The organism is Streptomyces sp. SL06 (genome assembly GCF_058244745.1).
In genome coordinates, this window is sequence record NZ_JBSYOT010000002.1 from 4,223,491 (window position 1) to 4,238,627 (window position 15,137).

At 72.1% G+C, this 15,137-nt stretch carries 14 protein-coding genes and 1 tRNA gene; 9 read left to right on the forward strand and 6 right to left on the reverse strand.

The window, feature by feature from the left end:
• Window positions 1-8: 8 nt before the first annotated feature.
• The 3 genes from AC4IHM_RS19375 to AC4IHM_RS19385 all read right to left on the reverse strand — a co-directional run bounded on the left by AC4IHM_RS19375 (window position 9) and on the right by AC4IHM_RS19385 (window position 3,551).
• Window positions 9-335 (reverse strand): FmdB family zinc ribbon protein, encoded by a 327-nt coding sequence (locus tag AC4IHM_RS19375; protein WP_490868266.1) that lies wholly within the window; start codon window positions 333-335, stop codon window positions 9-11.
• Between the two features lie 68 nt (window positions 336-403).
• On the reverse strand, window positions 404-1,714 hold the full coding sequence (locus AC4IHM_RS19380; RefSeq protein WP_490868267.1) for an MFS transporter: 1,311 nt from the start codon (window positions 1,712-1,714) through the stop codon (window positions 404-406).
• 247 nt (window positions 1,715-1,961) lie between these two features.
• Window positions 1,962-3,551 carry a potassium/proton antiporter gene (locus AC4IHM_RS19385; protein ID WP_490868268.1) on the reverse strand — a complete coding sequence of 530 codons (1,590 nt, stop codon included), beginning with the start codon at window positions 3,549-3,551 and terminating at the stop codon, window positions 1,962-1,964.
• A 227-nt stretch (window positions 3,552-3,778) separates the two neighbouring features.
• Here AC4IHM_RS19385 and AC4IHM_RS19390 point away from each other — a divergent pair, with 227 nt between their 5' ends.
• The gene (locus tag AC4IHM_RS19390; RefSeq protein ID WP_490868269.1) at window positions 3,779-6,589 is read left to right on the forward strand and encodes a penicillin acylase family protein; all 2,811 of its coding nucleotides are present in this window, start codon (window positions 3,779-3,781) and stop codon (window positions 6,587-6,589) included.
• Window positions 6,590-6,659: 70 nt separating this feature from the next.
• On the opposite strand, the gene AC4IHM_RS19395 is transcribed toward AC4IHM_RS19390, so the two are convergent.
• Complete coding sequence (locus AC4IHM_RS19395) at window positions 6,660-7,274, reverse strand: 5-formyltetrahydrofolate cyclo-ligase (RefSeq protein WP_490868270.1); 615 nt, start codon at window positions 7,272-7,274, stop codon at window positions 6,660-6,662.
• Window positions 7,275-7,368: 94 nt separating this feature from the next.
• On the opposite strand from AC4IHM_RS19395, the gene galU reads away from it, so the two are divergent.
• From galU to AC4IHM_RS19430, 7 genes are all read left to right on the forward strand, one after another.
• A complete protein-coding gene (galU, locus tag AC4IHM_RS19400) occupies window positions 7,369-8,280 on the forward strand; it encodes a UTP--glucose-1-phosphate uridylyltransferase GalU (protein ID WP_490868271.1) in 912 nt (303 codons plus the stop codon).
• A gap of 77 nt (window positions 8,281-8,357) precedes the next feature.
• Window positions 8,358-9,632, forward strand: a complete 1,275-nt coding sequence (gene glp, locus AC4IHM_RS19405; protein ID WP_490870875.1) for a molybdotransferase-like divisome protein Glp — start codon at window positions 8,358-8,360, stop codon at window positions 9,630-9,632.
• Window positions 9,633-9,718: 86 nt separating this feature from the next.
• Complete coding sequence (gene moaC / locus AC4IHM_RS19410; protein ID WP_490868272.1) at window positions 9,719-10,231, forward strand: cyclic pyranopterin monophosphate synthase MoaC; 513 nt, start codon at window positions 9,719-9,721, stop codon at window positions 10,229-10,231.
• Complete coding sequence (locus AC4IHM_RS19415; RefSeq protein ID WP_490868273.1) at window positions 10,228-10,767, forward strand: MogA/MoaB family molybdenum cofactor biosynthesis protein; 540 nt, start codon at window positions 10,228-10,230, stop codon at window positions 10,765-10,767. The genes moaC and AC4IHM_RS19415 overlap by 4 nt, the downstream gene beginning before the upstream one ends.
• Before the next feature lie 26 nt (window positions 10,768-10,793).
• Window positions 10,794-11,441, forward strand: coding sequence for a GNAT family N-acetyltransferase (locus AC4IHM_RS19420; RefSeq protein ID WP_490868274.1), 648 nt, complete (start codon window positions 10,794-10,796; stop codon window positions 11,439-11,441).
• A gap of 169 nt (window positions 11,442-11,610) precedes the next feature.
• Window positions 11,611-12,915, forward strand: a complete 1,305-nt coding sequence (gene sepX, locus AC4IHM_RS19425; RefSeq protein ID WP_490868275.1) for a divisome protein SepX/GlpR — start codon at window positions 11,611-11,613, stop codon at window positions 12,913-12,915.
• 82 nt (window positions 12,916-12,997) lie between these two features.
• A tRNA-Ala gene (locus AC4IHM_RS19430) sits at window positions 12,998-13,071 on the forward strand.
• A gap of 71 nt (window positions 13,072-13,142) precedes the next feature.
• Here the strand turns inward: AC4IHM_RS19430 and AC4IHM_RS19435 are convergent.
• Entirely contained in the window at window positions 13,143-13,628 is a 486-nt protein-coding gene (locus tag AC4IHM_RS19435) for a GNAT family N-acetyltransferase (protein WP_490868276.1), read from the reverse strand.
• 39 nt (window positions 13,629-13,667) lie between these two features.
• Between AC4IHM_RS19435 and AC4IHM_RS19440 the strand changes: the two genes are divergently transcribed.
• On the forward strand, window positions 13,668-14,471 hold the full coding sequence (locus AC4IHM_RS19440) for an exodeoxyribonuclease III (RefSeq protein ID WP_490868277.1): 804 nt from the start codon (window positions 13,668-13,670) through the stop codon (window positions 14,469-14,471).
• A 1-nt stretch (window position 14,472) separates the two neighbouring features.
• Here AC4IHM_RS19440 and AC4IHM_RS19445 read toward each other — a convergent pair whose 3' ends face one another.
• Window positions 14,473-15,123 carry a MerR family transcriptional regulator gene (locus tag AC4IHM_RS19445; protein WP_490868278.1) on the reverse strand — a complete coding sequence of 217 codons (651 nt, stop codon included), beginning with the start codon at window positions 15,121-15,123 and terminating at the stop codon, window positions 14,473-14,475.
• Between the last annotated feature and the right edge of the window lie 14 nt (window positions 15,124-15,137).

The window sequence follows — 15,137 nt, forward strand, 5'->3', positions numbered from 1 at the left end:
GGGAAGTCCTAGGCGGCGGTGCTGCTGCTGGAGGAGCTGCCGGAGTCCGACGACGAACCCGAGCCCGACGACGAGCCCGAATCCGAGGAGGACGAGGACGTCGAGGAGGACGGAGTCGAGGCCGGCTTCGAGGTCGACGGAGAGCTGGTCGAGGAGCTGCCGCGACTGTCGTTGCGGTAGAAACCGGAGCCCTTGAAGACGATGCCGACCGCCGAGAACACCTTCTTCAGGCGGCCCTGGCAGTTCGGGCACTCGGTCAGGGCGTCGTCGGTGAACTTCTGCACCGCCTCAAGGCCCTCGCCGCACTCGGTGCACTGGTACTGGTACGTCGGCACTTGTCTTCCTCCTGGCACTCTCACTCGATGAGTGCTAACGACGGTCCATAGTGACGCATTCCTCGGGATCAGTCCACTGCGGCGGGCGCGCGGTGACCGACGCCACGTGCCACCGTACGGCCGCGGGGCCGGGCCGCCAGCCGTGACCGCAGCGCCACCAGGACCGCCAGCGCGAGCACCGTGCCGCCCATCGGCACCAGGAATCCGGCGCCGTCGCGGAACCGGTCCTCCAGTTGCCCGGCGACGGTCACGGCCGCCGCCTGGCCCAGTGCCACGGCGCCGGTCAGCCAGGTGAACGCCTCGGTGCGGGCGCCCGCCGGGACCAGTGCGTCGACCAGCGTGTAGCCGGTGACGATGGCGGGCGCCACGCACATGCCGACGAGCAGGCCGAGACCGGCCAGCACCGGCACCGACGCGGCGGCCCACAGGCCGGAGGCGGTCAGCGCGAGGGCGGCGTAGCCGACCAGGAGGCGCCGCTGCGGTGCGGCCCTCCAGGCGATGGCGCCGCAGGCCAGGCCGGAGATCATGTTGCCCGCGGCGAAGACGCCGTACAGGACGCCGTTCAGGCCGGGCTCGCCGATCGACTCGGTGTACGCGGCCAGCGAGACCTGCATGCCGCCGAAGACGGAACCGATGCCCAGGAAGGCCACGATCAGGACGCGCACCCCGGGGACGCGCAGCGCGGAAACGTGCTCCACGCGCGCGTGGCCGTCGCCGCCGTCCCCGCCGACCGGCGGCTGGGTGCTCTTGCGCGCGGCGAACAGCAGACCGCCCACCAGGGTGAGCGCGGCCTCCGTGACCAGGCCCGCGGCCGGGTCGACGGCCGTGCACAGGGCGGTCGCCACCAGCGGGCCGAGGACGAAGGTCAGCTCGTCCGTGACGGACTCGAAGGCGGCGGCCGTGCTCATCAGGGGCGAGTCCTTGAGCTTCACGCCCCAGCGGGCCCGCACCATGGGCCCGACCTGCGGCACCGAGGCCCCGGTGGGCACCGCTGCCGCGAACAGCGCCCACAGCGGCGCGTGCGCGAGGGCGAGCGCGGTCAGCGTCAGACCGGACAGGGCGTGCACGAGCACGCCGGGCAGCAGGACGGCCCGCTGCCCGTAGCGGTCGGCGAGCCGGCCGCCGAAGGGGGCGAACAGGGCCATGGAGACGCCGGTGACGGCCGCGGCGGCGCCCGCGACGCCGTAGGAGCCGGTGGTGTGCTGCACGAGCAGCACGATGGAGAGCGTCAGCATGGCGAACGGCTGACGTGCCGCGAAGCCGGGAAGCAGGAACGTCCAGGCGCCGCGGGTGCGCAGCAGTTGTCCGTATCCCGGGCGGGCGGACGCGGTGCGGCGCGCCCCCCGCGGCGACTTCGACGGGGTGACCGTGGATGCCACGGCCCGTGCCTTTCTGCCGCCTGGTGGCGCGGTCCGGCGCACGGCTGTCGCCGTGCGGGAGCGCCGAGAGCTGTCCTCTTGCGCGGACTGCGGTAGATGCCGGAGCCCGTGCGGATGAGGGGGTGTTCCGGCCGCCATACGGTCGCGCCAGCTCTGCGTCAGGCAGAGTTGGTTCGATCAGGTGCCGCCTTCATCGTACAGGGATCAAGAGGGTCACCACCTGTGAAAGGGAGCACCCTCCAGGCGTTCACCTGCGATTGGCGCCGGTGTCTCCCGTGCCCAGCCAGCCGGCCAGCTTGCCGCCGTGGCCGACCGCGCGCAGCCGCGCCTCGGCGGCGTCCCGCACCGGGTCCGTGGCGACCACGAGGAGTTCGTCGCCGCGCCGCAGGCCCGTCGTCGGCAGCGGCACGAACGACGTCCCGCCGCGGACGACCAGCGTGACGGCGGCCCCGGTCGGCAGCCGCAGCTCGCCGACCTCGACGCCGTGCATCCTGGAGCCCTCGGGGATCGTCACGGACAGCAGATGCCCGCGCAGCCGCTCCAGGGGCGCCGACTCGATGCCGAGGTCGTCGGCCTCGTCGCCCTTGCCGAGGCGCAGCTTGCCGGCCAGCCAGGGCAGGGTCGGTCCCTGGATCAGGGTGTAGACGACGACCAGCACGAAGACGATGTTGAAGATCCGGCGGCTGCCGTCGACCGCCTGCACCATGGGGATCGTCGCCAGGATGATGGGCACCGCGCCGCGCAGCCCGGCCCAGGACATCAGGACCTGTTCCTGCCACGGCACCCGGAAGGGCGCCAGGCACAGCACGACGCTCAGCGGGCGCGCCACCATGGTGAGCACCAGTCCGATGACCAGGGCGGGCAGGATGTCCGCGCCCAGTTCGTGCGGGGTGACGAGCAGGCCGAGCAGGACGAACATGCCGATCTGGGCGAGCCAGCCGAGCCCGTCGGCGAACCCGCGGGTGGCGGGCCAGTGGGGCAGCCGGGCGTTGCCCATGACCATCGAGGCGAGGTAGACGGCCAGGAAGCCGCTGCCGTGGGCCATGGCGCCGGCCGCGTAGGCGGTGACGGCGATCGACAGGACGGCGATGGGGTAGAGGCCGGAGGCGGGCAGCGCCACGTGCCGCAGTCCCCACGAGCCCAGCCAGCCCACCGCGAGCCCGATGGCCGCGCCGATGGTCAGCTCCAGGGCGATCTCGCCCAGCAGCACGTACCAGTGGTCGATCGGCCCGGCCGTGGAGAAGGCCACCACGAGGATCACCACGGGGGCGTCGTTGAAGCCGGACTCGGCTTCGAGCATGCCCGTTATGCGCTTGGGCAGCGGGATCCGGCGCAGCACGGAGAAGACGGCCGCGGCGTCCGTGGAGGACACCACCGCCCCGACGATCAGTGCCTGCCGCCACTCCAGCCCGGTCAGGTAGTGCGCGCCCGCCGCGGTCACGCCCACGCTCACCGCGACTCCGGCCAGGGCCATCGCGGAGGCGGCCGGCAGGACCGGTCTCGCCTCTTTCCACTTCGTGCCGAGGCCGCCCTCGGTCAGGATCACGACCAGGGCCGCGTAGCCGATGACCTGGACCAGTTCGGCGTTGTCGAACTTGATGTCGCCGATGCCGTCCTGGCCCATCGCGACGCCGATGGCAAGGTAGACGAGCAGGCTGGGGAGCCCGCTGCGCGAGGAGATGCGGACCGCCGCCACGGCGACGAGCAGGACGAGCGAGCAGACGAGCAGGAGCTGGTTGAGGTGGTGGACAGTCAGCGGCCGTTTCCTTCCCTGGCGCACAGCACGGATCACGGCGCGGGCGGGTGCGCCCGCTCGGAGTGCGGAGCGCACCCCCATGGCACACGAAGCCGCAGTGCTCTGCGGACAACTACTTCGTTACCTTACCTAACTCTTGACGTTTTCTTGACGGTCGTCTTGGCAAGACCGAACGCTCGTACGTGCCTGTACCCGACTCCGCGTCAAGGGCGGGCGAGGGCTGCGCCTACAGTTGCTCCAGCGTTTCAAGCGTTCAGCGCAAAGCACAGCCCGCCCCTGCCGCTCGTGTTAGGACAGCAAGGACAGCGATGCCCCCCACCATTACCGCCTCCACGGGTCAGCAGCCCGGCACGACCGGCAGGAAGAAGGGGCGCAAGGCGCGCCTGTTCGTCCTCGTGCTGGTCCTGGCCATCATCGGTGGCCTCGCCTACGGGGCGTACTGGTCCATCAGCACCGTCCGCGCCTCCTTCCCGCAGACCAAGGGCTCGATCACGCTGGAGGGCCTGTCGGGTCCCGTCAACGTCAAGCGCGACGGCTACGGCATCCCGCAGGTCTACGCCTCCAGCGAGGCGGACCTGTTCATGGCGCAGGGCTACGTCCAGGCGCAGGACCGGTTCTACGAGATGGACGTGCGCCGGCACATGACCGCCGGGCGCCTGTCGGAGATGTTCGGCAAGAGCCAGATCGACAACGACGCGTTCCTGCGCACCCTGGGCTGGCACCGGGTGGCGAAGAAGGAGTACGACGAGGAGCTGTCGGACTCCACGAAGAAGTACCTCCAGGCGTACGCCAAGGGCGTCAACGCCTATCTGAAGGGCAAGGACGGCGCGGACATCTCCCTGGAGTACGCCGCGCTCGGGTTCACCAACGACTACAAGCCCCAGGAGTGGACCCCGGTCGACTCGGTGGCCTGGCTGAAGGCGATGGCCTGGGACCTGCGCGGCAACATGCAGGACGAGGTCGACCGCGCCCTGATGACCAGCCGCCTCGGCCCCAAGCAGATCGCCGACCTGTACCCGGCGTATCCGTACAGCCGGAACAAGGCGATCGTCCAGGAGGGCCAGTACGACGAGCTGACCGGCACGTTCGACGGCGGCGGCACATCGGGCGGGGACGGGGACGGCGACTCCGGGTCCGGCACGGACACGGGCACCGGCACGGACACGGGCACGGGCACGGGCACCGATACGGGCACGGACACCGGCACCGGCACCGGCAGCGATCTGCAGGGCCAGCTGGCGAGCCTCCAGAACGTCCTGGACGACCTCCCCACCGCCGTCGGCGTGAACGGCGACGGCATCGGCTCCAACTCCTGGGTCGTCTCCGGCGAGCACACCATCACCGGCAAGCCGCTGCTGGCCAACGACCCGCACCTGTCGCCGTCGCTGCCCTCCGTCTGGTACCAGATGGGGCTGCACTGCCGCACCGTCTCCGCGAAGTGCCGGTACGACGTCGCCGGCTACACCTTCGCGGGCATGCCCGGCGTGGTCATCGGCCACAACCAGGAGATCGCCTGGGGCCTGACCAACTCCGGCGTCGACGTCACCGACCTCTACCTGGAGAAGATCACCGGCGAGGGCTACCAGTACGACGGCAAGGTGATCCCCTTCGAGACGCGCGAGGAGACCATCAAGGTCGCCGGCGGCCGGTCCAAGAAGATCGTCGTCCGGGAGACCAACAACGGCCCCCTGCTCTCCGACCGCGACGACGAGCTGGTGCAGACCGGCAAGCGGGCCACCGTCGGCGCCTCGGCACCCGACCGCGGCGACGGCTACGGGGTCGCGCTGCGCTGGACCGCGCTGGAGCCGGGCACCACCATGGACGCCGTCTTCGCGATCGACCGGGCGACGGACTGGAACGACTTCCGCGAGGCCGCCGCGCTGTTCGACGTGCCCTCGCAGAACCTGGTCTACGCCGACAGCGAGCACATCGGCTACACGCTGCCCGGCAAGATCCCGGTGCGCGCCAAGGGCCACGACGGCTCGCTGCCCGCGCCGGGCTGGAGCTCCAAGTACCGCTGGACCGGCAAGTACATCGACCAGGACGAGCTGCCCTACGAGTACGACCCGGACCGCGGCTACATCGTGACCGCCAACCAAGCCGTCGTCGACGCGGACGACTACCCGTACACGCTGACCACGGACTGGGGCTACGGCACCCGCAGCCAGCGCATCACCTCCCTGATCGAGCAGAAGATCAAGGACGGCGGCAAGGTCTCCACCGACGACATGCGCCAGATGCAGCTGGACAACAGCAGCGAGATCGCCAAGCTGCTCGTGCCCCAGCTGCTGAAGATCAACGTCGAGGACAAGGACGTCCGCGAGGCGCAGAAGCTCCTGGAGGGCTGGGACTACACCCAGGACGCCGACTCGGCGGCCGCGGCCTACTTCAACGCCGTCTGGCGCAACATCCTCAAGCTCGCCTTCGGCAACAAGCTGCCCAAGGAGCTGCGCGTCGAGGGCCAGTGCCTGTGGGTCGACCCGGTGAACACCACCGGCCCCGCGGACAAGACGAACAAGGTCTACGAGTGCGGCCGGCGCGCCGCCGACCAGGCGCAGCCGGACGGCGGCGACCGCTGGTTCGAGGTGGTCCGCACCCTGATGGACGACCCGAAGAGCGACTGGTGGACGACGCCGGCCTCCGGCACCCGCAAGGGCGCCGACAACCGCGACGACCTGTTCAAGCGCGCCATGGCCGACGCCCGCTGGGAGCTGACCGCCAAACTCGGCAAGGACATCGACACCTGGAACTGGGGCCGGCTGCACCGCCTGTTCCTGAAGAACCAGACCCTGGGCACCGAGGGCCCCGGCTTCCTGCAGTACGCCCTCAACCGCGGCCCGTGGAAGCTCAGCGGCGGCGAGGCGGCGGTCAACGCCTCCGGCTGGAACGCGGCCGGCGGCTACGGCGTGGTGTGGGTGCCGTCCATGCGGATGGTGGTCAACCTCGGCGACCTCGACAAGTCCCGGTGGATCAACCTCACCGGAGCCTCCGGACACGCCTACAGCGCCCACTACACCGACCAGACGGACAAGTGGGCCAACGGCGAGCTGCTGCCGTGGTCCTTCTCGAAGAAGGCGGTCGACGAGAGCACGAGCGACTCGCTGGTGCTCAAGCCCTGAGCACGCGTCCCCGGCACGGGAACGGCCTCCACGCACGCGTGGAGGCCGTTCCCGTGCCGGGGCGCAGGCCTCAGCGGAACCGCCGCACCCCCGACGGTGTCACCACCGCGTCCACCGGCCGGTCGTGCGGCTCCGCGGGAAGCCGCGCGACGACCTCGCGGTCGTACAGGAGCACCAGCAGCGCGGGACGCGCGCCCGCCCGCTCCAGACGCGCGAGCACCCGGTCGTACGACCCGCCGCCGCGCCCCAGCCGCAGGCCGCGCCCGTCCACCGCCACACCCGGCAGCAGCACGACGCCCGCCTCCGTCACCGCGTCCGGCCCCAGGCGCTCACCGGTGGGCTCGAACAGCTCCATCCGGCCGCCGTGCCGCACGCGCGCGAGGGAGCCCTCCCCGGTGTACTCGCCCCAGTCCAGGTCGTTGTCCGGCAGCAGCGCGGGCAGCAGGACACGCACGCCCCGCGCGCGCAGCGCGTCGAGCAGCGCGCGAGTGCCCGGTTCGGCGCCCACGGAGACGTACGCCGCGACGGCGTGCGCCCCCGCGACCTCCGGCATGGCGAGCGCCTGCCGGGCCAGCGAATCCGCCGTTTTCCGCACGTCATCCGCCGTCAATCTGTTTCTCACCGCGAGGAGTTCCCGCCGCAAGGTTCGCTTGTCAGGCTGGCTCGCAGGACCGGTGTGAGGCAATGGTCGACTCCCGTACCGTTCTAATGTGCTCATATGAGCGTCAATCATCCGGAGTCACAGATTCTCCCTATAGGCACCGGATAGGGTGGCGCGCATGACTCAGTCCCACCCCAGGATCAGCAAGGCTGTCATCCCCGCGGCCGGGCTCGGTACCCGGTTCCTGCCGGCCACCAAAGCCACTCCCAAGGAGATGCTGCCGGTCGTCGACAAGCCGGCGATCCAGTACGTGGTCGAAGAGGCCGTGGCCGCCGGTCTCGGCAACGTCCTCATGGTCACGGGCCGCAACAAGCGCCCCCTGGAGGACCACTTCGACCGCAACTACGAACTGGAGTCCGCCCTTCAGAAGAAGGGTGACGCGAGCCGGCTGGCCAAGGTCCAGGAGTCCAGCGACCTCGCGATGATCCACTACGTCCGCCAGGGCGACCCCAGGGGCCTCGGCCACGCCGTGCTGTGCGCCGCCCCGCACGTCGGCGACGAACCCTTCGCGGTCCTGCTCGGCGACGACCTGATCGACCCGCGCGACCCGCTGCTCCAGCGCATGATCGACGTTCAGGACCAGTACGGCGGCAGTGTGATCGCCCTCATGGAGGTCGAGCCCGAGCAGATCCACCTCTACGGCTGCGCGGCCGTCGAGAGCACCGGGGACAGCGACGTCGTCAGGGTCGGCGGACTGGTCGAGAAGCCCGAGGCGGCCGACGCCCCCTCCAACTACGCCATCATCGGGCGCTATGTCCTCGACCCGCACATCTTCGGGATACTCCGCAGGACCAACCCCGGCCGCGGCGGCGAGATCCAGCTCACCGACGCCCTCCAGCAGCTCGCCGAGGACGAGTCCGTGGGCGGACCGGTGCACGGCGTCGTCTTCAAGGGCCGCCGCTATGACACCGGTGACCGCGGCGACTACCTGCGTGCCATTGTCAGACTCGCATGCGAACGTGAGGACCTGGGCCCGGACTTCCGGACCTGGCTTCGCCGTTACGTAGCCGAGGAGATGCAGGGAAGTTGAGCAGCACCGCACACCGTGACACCGGCCGCGACGACAACGGCCGGGACCGCCGCTTCGGCCCGGACCACCTGTGGTCGGTGCAGGACCACCTGGACGACATCCTCACCGCCGTCCGCCCCCTGGAACCCATCGAGCTGCAGCTGCTCGACGCCCAGGGCTGCGTCCTGGTCGAGGACATCACGGTGCCGCTGTCCCTGCCGCCCTTCGACAACAGCTCCATGGACGGATACGCGGTGCGGGTCACCGATGTCGCGGGCGCGAGCGAGGAGTTCCCCGCCGTCCTGGAAGTCGTCGGGGACGTCGCCGCCGGCCAGGCCGACCCGCTCTCCGTGGGCCCCGGCCAGGCCGTCCGCATCATGACCGGCGCCCCGCTCCCGCCCGGCGCCGAGGCCGTCGTCCCCGTCGAGTGGACCGACGGCGGGCTCGGCGAGGGCCCGGTGACCGGCATGCGCGCCCGCAGCCTCGCGCCCGAGGGCGCCGAGGGCCAGGTGCACGTCTACCGCCCGGCCGAGATCCGCGCGCACGTACGCGCGAAGGGCAGCGACGTCAGGTCCGGCGACCGCGCCCTGGAGGCCGGCACGGTCCTCGGCCCGCCGCAGATCGGCCTGCTCGCCGCGATCGGCCGGGGCACGGTCCGGGTGCGCCCGCGCCCGCGCGTGGTGGTGCTCTCCACCGGCAGCGAACTCGTCCAGCCCGACGAGGAACTGACCCACGGTCAGATCTTCGACTCCAACAGCTTCGCCCTCACCGCCGCCGCCCGCGACGCCGGGGCCATCGCCTACCGCGTGGGCGCCGTCGCCGACGACGCCGAGTCCCTGCGGGCCACCATCGAGGACCAGTTGGTCCGCGCCGACCTCGTGGTCACCACCGGCGGGGTCAGCGTCGGGGCGTACGACGTGGTCAAGGAGGCGCTCGCGCACGTCGCCGACGAGGACGAGCCGGGCAGCGGCGTGGACTTCCGCAGGCTCGCCATGCAGCCAGGCAAGCCCCAGGGCTTCGGCTCCGTCGGCCCCGACCACACCCCGCTGCTCGCGCTGCCCGGCAACCCGGTGTCGTCGTACGTCTCCTTCGAGCTGTTCGTGCGCCCCGCGATCCGCACCCTCATGGGCCTGCCCGACGTGCACCGCCCCACCACCACCGCGTCCCTGGCCGCGGACCGGGCGCTGACCTCGCCGAAGGGGCGCCGGCAGTTCCTGCGCGGCACCTACGCGGACGGTTCGGTCAGCCCGGTCGGCGGCTCCGCCTCCCATCTCGTGGCCGCCCTCGCGCACGCCGACGCGCTGATCGTCGTCCCCGAGGACACCGAGTCCGTCGAACCCGGCACCGACGTCGAGGTGGTCCTGCTCGGCTGACCCCGCCCGGTTGGCGGTACCGTGTCGCGCACAGCAGGCCCACGCACCGCACCGCGCCGGGCCCGGACCGGGAGCGCCACACGAGCATGAGTACGCAGGACCGACCCCCGCCCAGCGGACGGGACCCGCAGGACCGGCTGACACACATCGACGAGGCGGGCGCCGCCCGGATGGTGGACGTGTCCGGCAAGGACGTGACCGCGCGCACCGCGCGCGCGAGCGGGCGCGTCCTCGTCGCCCCCCGCGTGGTCGAACTGCTGCGCGGCGAGGGCGTCCCCAAGGGCGACGCCCTGGCCACCGCGCGCATCGCGGGCATCATGGGCGCCAAACGCACCCCGGATCTGATCCCGCTGTGTCACCCCTTGTCGGTCTCCGGTGTGAAACTGGACCTGTCGGTCGCGGACGACGCCGTGGAGATCACCGCCACGGTGCGGACGACGGATCGTACGGGTGTCGAGATGGAGGCGCTCACCGCGGTCTCCGTCGCCGCGCTCACCGTGATCGACATGGTCAAGGCGGTCGACAAGGGAGCGGTCATCACGGACGTGCGGGTGGAGGAGAAGACCGGCGGCAAGTCGGGCGACTGGAGCCGGTCATGACACAGGACGCGTCGGCCCCGGGCGCCCCGGCCGCCCCGTACCGGGCCCTCGTGGTCACGGCGTCCAACCGGGCCGCCGCCGGGGTCTACGAGGACAGGGGCGGCCCGCTGGTCGCCGAGGGCCTGCGCCGCCTCGGCTTCGCCGTCGACGGCCCGCGGGTCGTCCCGGACGGCGAGCCCGTGCGGGACGCCCTGCGCGCGGGCGCCGACGCGGGCTACGACGTGATCGTCACCACCGGCGGCACCGGCCTCTCGCCCACCGACCGCACCCCCGAGGCGACGCGGGCGGTGATCGACCACGAGGTCCCGGGCATCGCGGAGGCCGTGCGGGCGTACGGCCGGGACAAGGTGCCCACCGCGGCGCTCTCCCGGGGACTGGCCGGAGTGGCGAAGAGGACGCTGATCGTCAACCTGCCGGGTTCCTCCGGCGGGGTCAAGGACGGCCTCGCCGTGCTCGGGCCGCTGCTCGGGCACGCCGTGGACCAGCTGCGCGGCGGCGACCACCCCAGACCCGACGGTGCCGGGGGTGCGAGCTGAACAGCCCGGCCTGGCCTGCGGAACTGGTGGACGGCGACATCGTTCTCAGGCCGATAAAGCTGCGCGACCAGCGGGCCTGGCGCGAGGTCAACCGGCGCAACCGCGACTGGCTGCGCCCCTGGGAGGCCACCGTTCCGCCGCCCGGCCCCGGCGGCCCGCTCACCCACCGGCCCACCTACCGCCAGATGGTGCGGCACCTGAGATCCGAGGCCAACGCGGGCCGGATGCTGCCCTTCGTCATCGAGTACCAGGGGCGCCTGGTCGGGCAGTTGACGGTGGCCGGCATCACCTGGGGCTCGATGTGCTCCGGACACGTCGGCTACTGGGTGGACGAGGCGGTGGCCGGCCGCGGGGTGATGCCGACGGCCGTGGCGATGGTCGTGGACCACTGTTTCCGCACCGTCGGACTGCACCGCGTCGAGGTCTGCATTCGCCCCGAGAACGCGCCCAGTCGCCGGGTCGTGGAGAAACTCGGATTCCGCGAGGAGGGCCTGCGGCCGCGTTATCTCCACATCGACGGGGGCTGGCGCGACCACCTCGTCTTCGCGCTCACCGCGGAAGAGGTTCCGGAGGGTCTGCTGCGGCGCTGGCACCGCTCCCGCGACCGCTCCCAGGAGGGCAGTACGCGGAACACTCCGGGGAATGCGGCCCGGCCGGGCCCGGGAATTGAATGAATGTTCGATATTGATCGGGCCTCGACCGCCCCGAAACGGATAATTTCGCGACTCTGACAGTCTGTTGATCGTATGGGTCGCAAGAAAAGTTCGAAATATCAGCCAGATCGTGCGACACACCGGCTCAATTGGCGGATGGCCCCACGTAAACCCCTCTACCGTGTGAGGCGTGAGCAGCAGCGGCCTCATCTACGCAGTCATCGTCGGGGCCTGGGCCGCCTACTTGGTGCCGATGTGGCTCCGTAGGCAGGACGAGCTGAACGAGGCCCGTCCCACGGAACGCTTCAGTACCGCCATCCGGCTGCTGTCCGGACGGGCGGGCATGGAGCGCCGATACGCCAAGGACCTGCGGTCGCGCCCCGCCGACGAGGCGGAGCCCGACACCGACGCCCCGGGCGCCGTCACCGACTCGGTGGACGTCCGGGCCTTCGCCGTGTCCAGAACCCGACGGCACCCCCGGCCGACCGCACCGCAGCACACCGCGGACCGGCCCGCACCGGCAGCCCAGGAGACCGGCGGACACGGGCCCGGCCCCGGGTCCGCGCAGTCCCCGGAACCCAGACCCGCGCCCTCACCTGAGCCCGGCCGCGACCCCGGCCGCGACCCCGGCCGCGACCCCGGCCGCGAGGCCGGACCCGGTGCGGCACCGGCGCGCGGCCGGGTACCGCAGGCGCGACGCGCCCCCCTCTCACCGGCGGCCGCGGCGCGGGCCCGGCGCACCAGGGTGCTCGCGCGCCGCCGGCGTACGACCGTGATGCTGTTCCTGGCCTTCACCCTCGGCTCGGTGGTCGCCGCCGTCGGCGGGCTCGCCTTCCTGTGGGCACCCGGCGTGCCCGCGGTGCTGCTCAGCGCCTACATCGCCTACCTGCGCTCGCAGGAGCGCCGCCGGTTCGCCTTCCAGATGGACCGCCGCCAGGCCGAGGTCGCCGCACAGCGGCTGCGCAACCGCGACCACCGGCCGCGCAGGCGCACGCCCGCAGGCCCCGCCGACACCGTCGGCGACCCCGACGCAGAGGAACCCGACGACGGACCCGAGGCGGAACTCGACGCCGGCCTCTCGGCGCTCGCCGCGGACCGGCGGGCCCTGGTCGAGCAGACCGACCACGCCGAGTGGGTCGACCAGCAGCGCGAGCGCCGCCGGCATCCGCAGGGCGACAGCTGGGACCCCGTGCCGGTGCCCCTGCCCACCTATGTGACCGCGCCGGTCGCCCCCCGTGCCACGCCCGACGTGGACCTCGCGGGCCCGGACGCGTGGAGTTCGGCACGCTCCAGCACGGTCGCCCCCGAGCAGGAGGCCGCGCCGGCCGCCCCCGCGCCGGACCGGCCGGCCGCCCACGACGAGGACCGGCCGGAGACCCCGGGCCGCAGCGACGCCCGCCGTGCCGCGTCCGCCCGCCGGGCCCGGGAACGGGGCCGCACCCCCCTCTTCGACCAGTACGAGGACGGCGACCGCCCCCGCGCGGCCAACGAGTAGCCCGCCGGGGCCGCCCACGTCGCGGCCCCGGAAGGGATTTTTGAGCCGGACGGCCGGGGTGCTAAAGTTTCACTCGTTGCAAGGGCCTGTGGCGCAGTCCGGTAGCGCACCTCGTTCGCATCGAGGGGGCCAGGGGTTCGAATCCCCTCAGGTCCACGCACATGAGCGAAGGTCCCGTCCGATCATCACGATCGGGCGGGGCCTTCGTCGTTTCCGGGGCGCGGCGGCTACCGGACCTGGAGGGCCTTCGCGTAGCAGAGGCTCTCCTCGTGGAAGCGGTAGTAGCCGAACTTCCGGCACGGCTCGTAGCCGCTGGAGGTGTACAGGGCCACGGCCTCCGGCTGCTTGATGCCGGTCTCCAGCACCATCCGGGAGCGGCCGGCCGCGCGGGCGTCCTCCTCCAGGACGGCCAGGATGCGGCGCGCCAGCCCGCGGCCGCGCATCTGCTCGATCACGAACATCCGCTTCAGCTCGGCGTCCCCGTCGAGATGGCCCTCGTCGTTGGCGTCCTGGACGCGCCAGCCGCCCGTGGCGACCGGGACGTCGTGGTCGTCGTACGCGACCAGGTACAGGCCGTTCGGGGGTGCGAAGTGCGCGGGGTCCAGGTGGGTGGCGTCGCCGCCGTCGCCGTAGCGGACGTCGTACTCGGCCTGGACCTCGTCGTTGAGCTTCACTGCGTCGGGGTGGTCGAAGGGGACCCGGCGTATGTTCATGCTTCCCACCGTAAATGGATCTGCCGGTATCGTGCCCGGGTGTTTACCGTGACCTCCGTGAACGTGAATGGACTGCGTGCCGCCGCGAAGAAGGGCTTCGTGGAGTGGCTCGCCGGGACCTCCGCCGACGTGCTGTGCCTCCAGGAGGTGCGGGCCGAGCCCGAGCAGCTGCCCGAGCACGTCCGCGCACCCGACGGCTGGTACGTGACGCACGCCCCCGCCGCCGCCAGGGGCCGCGCCGGCGTCTCCCTCCTCACCCGCCGCGAACCCGACCGCGTCCAGGTCGGCTTCGGCTCGACGGAGTTCGACACCAGCGGCCGCTACGTCGAGGCCGACCTGCCCGGTGTGACGGTCGCCTCCCTCTACCTGCCCTCCGGCGAGGTCGGCACCGGGCGCCAGGACGAGAAGGTCCGCTTCATGGGCGAGTTCCTCGCCCACCTCAAGGAACTGCGCGAGCGCGCCGCCGCCGACGGCCGCGAGGTCGTCGTCTGCGGCGACTGGAACATCGCCCACCGCGAGGCCGACCTGAAGAACTGGCGCGCCAACAGGAAGAACTCCGGCTTCCTGCCGGAGGAGCGCGACTGGCTGAGCCGCGTCCTCGACCCGGCCGACGGCGGCTACGTGGACGTGGTGCGCACCCTGCACCCGGACACCGAGGGACCGTACTCGTGGTGGTCGTACCGGGGGCGGGCCTTCGACAACGACGCGGGTTGGAGGATCGACTACCACGTGGCCACCCCGGGGCTCGCCGCCGGGGCCGTCAAGGGGTACGTCGAGCGGGCCGCCACGCACGCCGAGCGCTGGTCCGACCACGCGCCGGTCACGGTGGTCTACGACCGCTGAGCTACCGCCCGTCCCGCTGCCGTGTCCGCCGGTCCAGGGCCAGGGAGAGTTCCGCCTCCACCACGCTGCGGGCCAGGGGGCGCAGGCGGTCGAGGTCCCGTTCGGGGGCGTGGCGCAGGATCAGGTCGGTGAAGAGGGCGGCGAGGGCGTCGGCGTGTTCCCGGACGCGGGCGCCGGCCTCAAGGACCTCGCCGAGCGGGATGCCCTCGCGGACCAGGGCCGAGGAGACCTCCAGCAGGCGGTGGCTGATGTGGACGAGTTCGTCGCCGTCGGTGCCGAGGTAGCCCAGTTCCATCGCGGCGGCCAGGTTCTCGGGGGTGACCTCTCCCTCGAAGCGGGCGGCGAGTTCCTCGGGGGTGAGGCGGACCGGGGTCTCCTCGGTGGGCTCGCCGAGGCCCAGCAGGTCGCCGACGTCGCGGCCGTGGTCGAAGGCGTCGGCGAGTTCCGCGATGCCGTTCAGGGTGTGGCCGCGGTCCAGCAGGGCGGCGATGGTGCGCAGGCGGGCCAGGTGGTGGTCGTCGTACCAGGCGATGCGGCCCTCGCGGCGGGGCGGCGGGATCAGCTTGCGTTCGCGGTAGAAGCGCAGGGTGCGCACCGTGATGCCGGCCCGCCGGGCCAGTTCCTCCATGCGGTATTCACGCTTCTCGGTCACGCCCCGACCCTAAG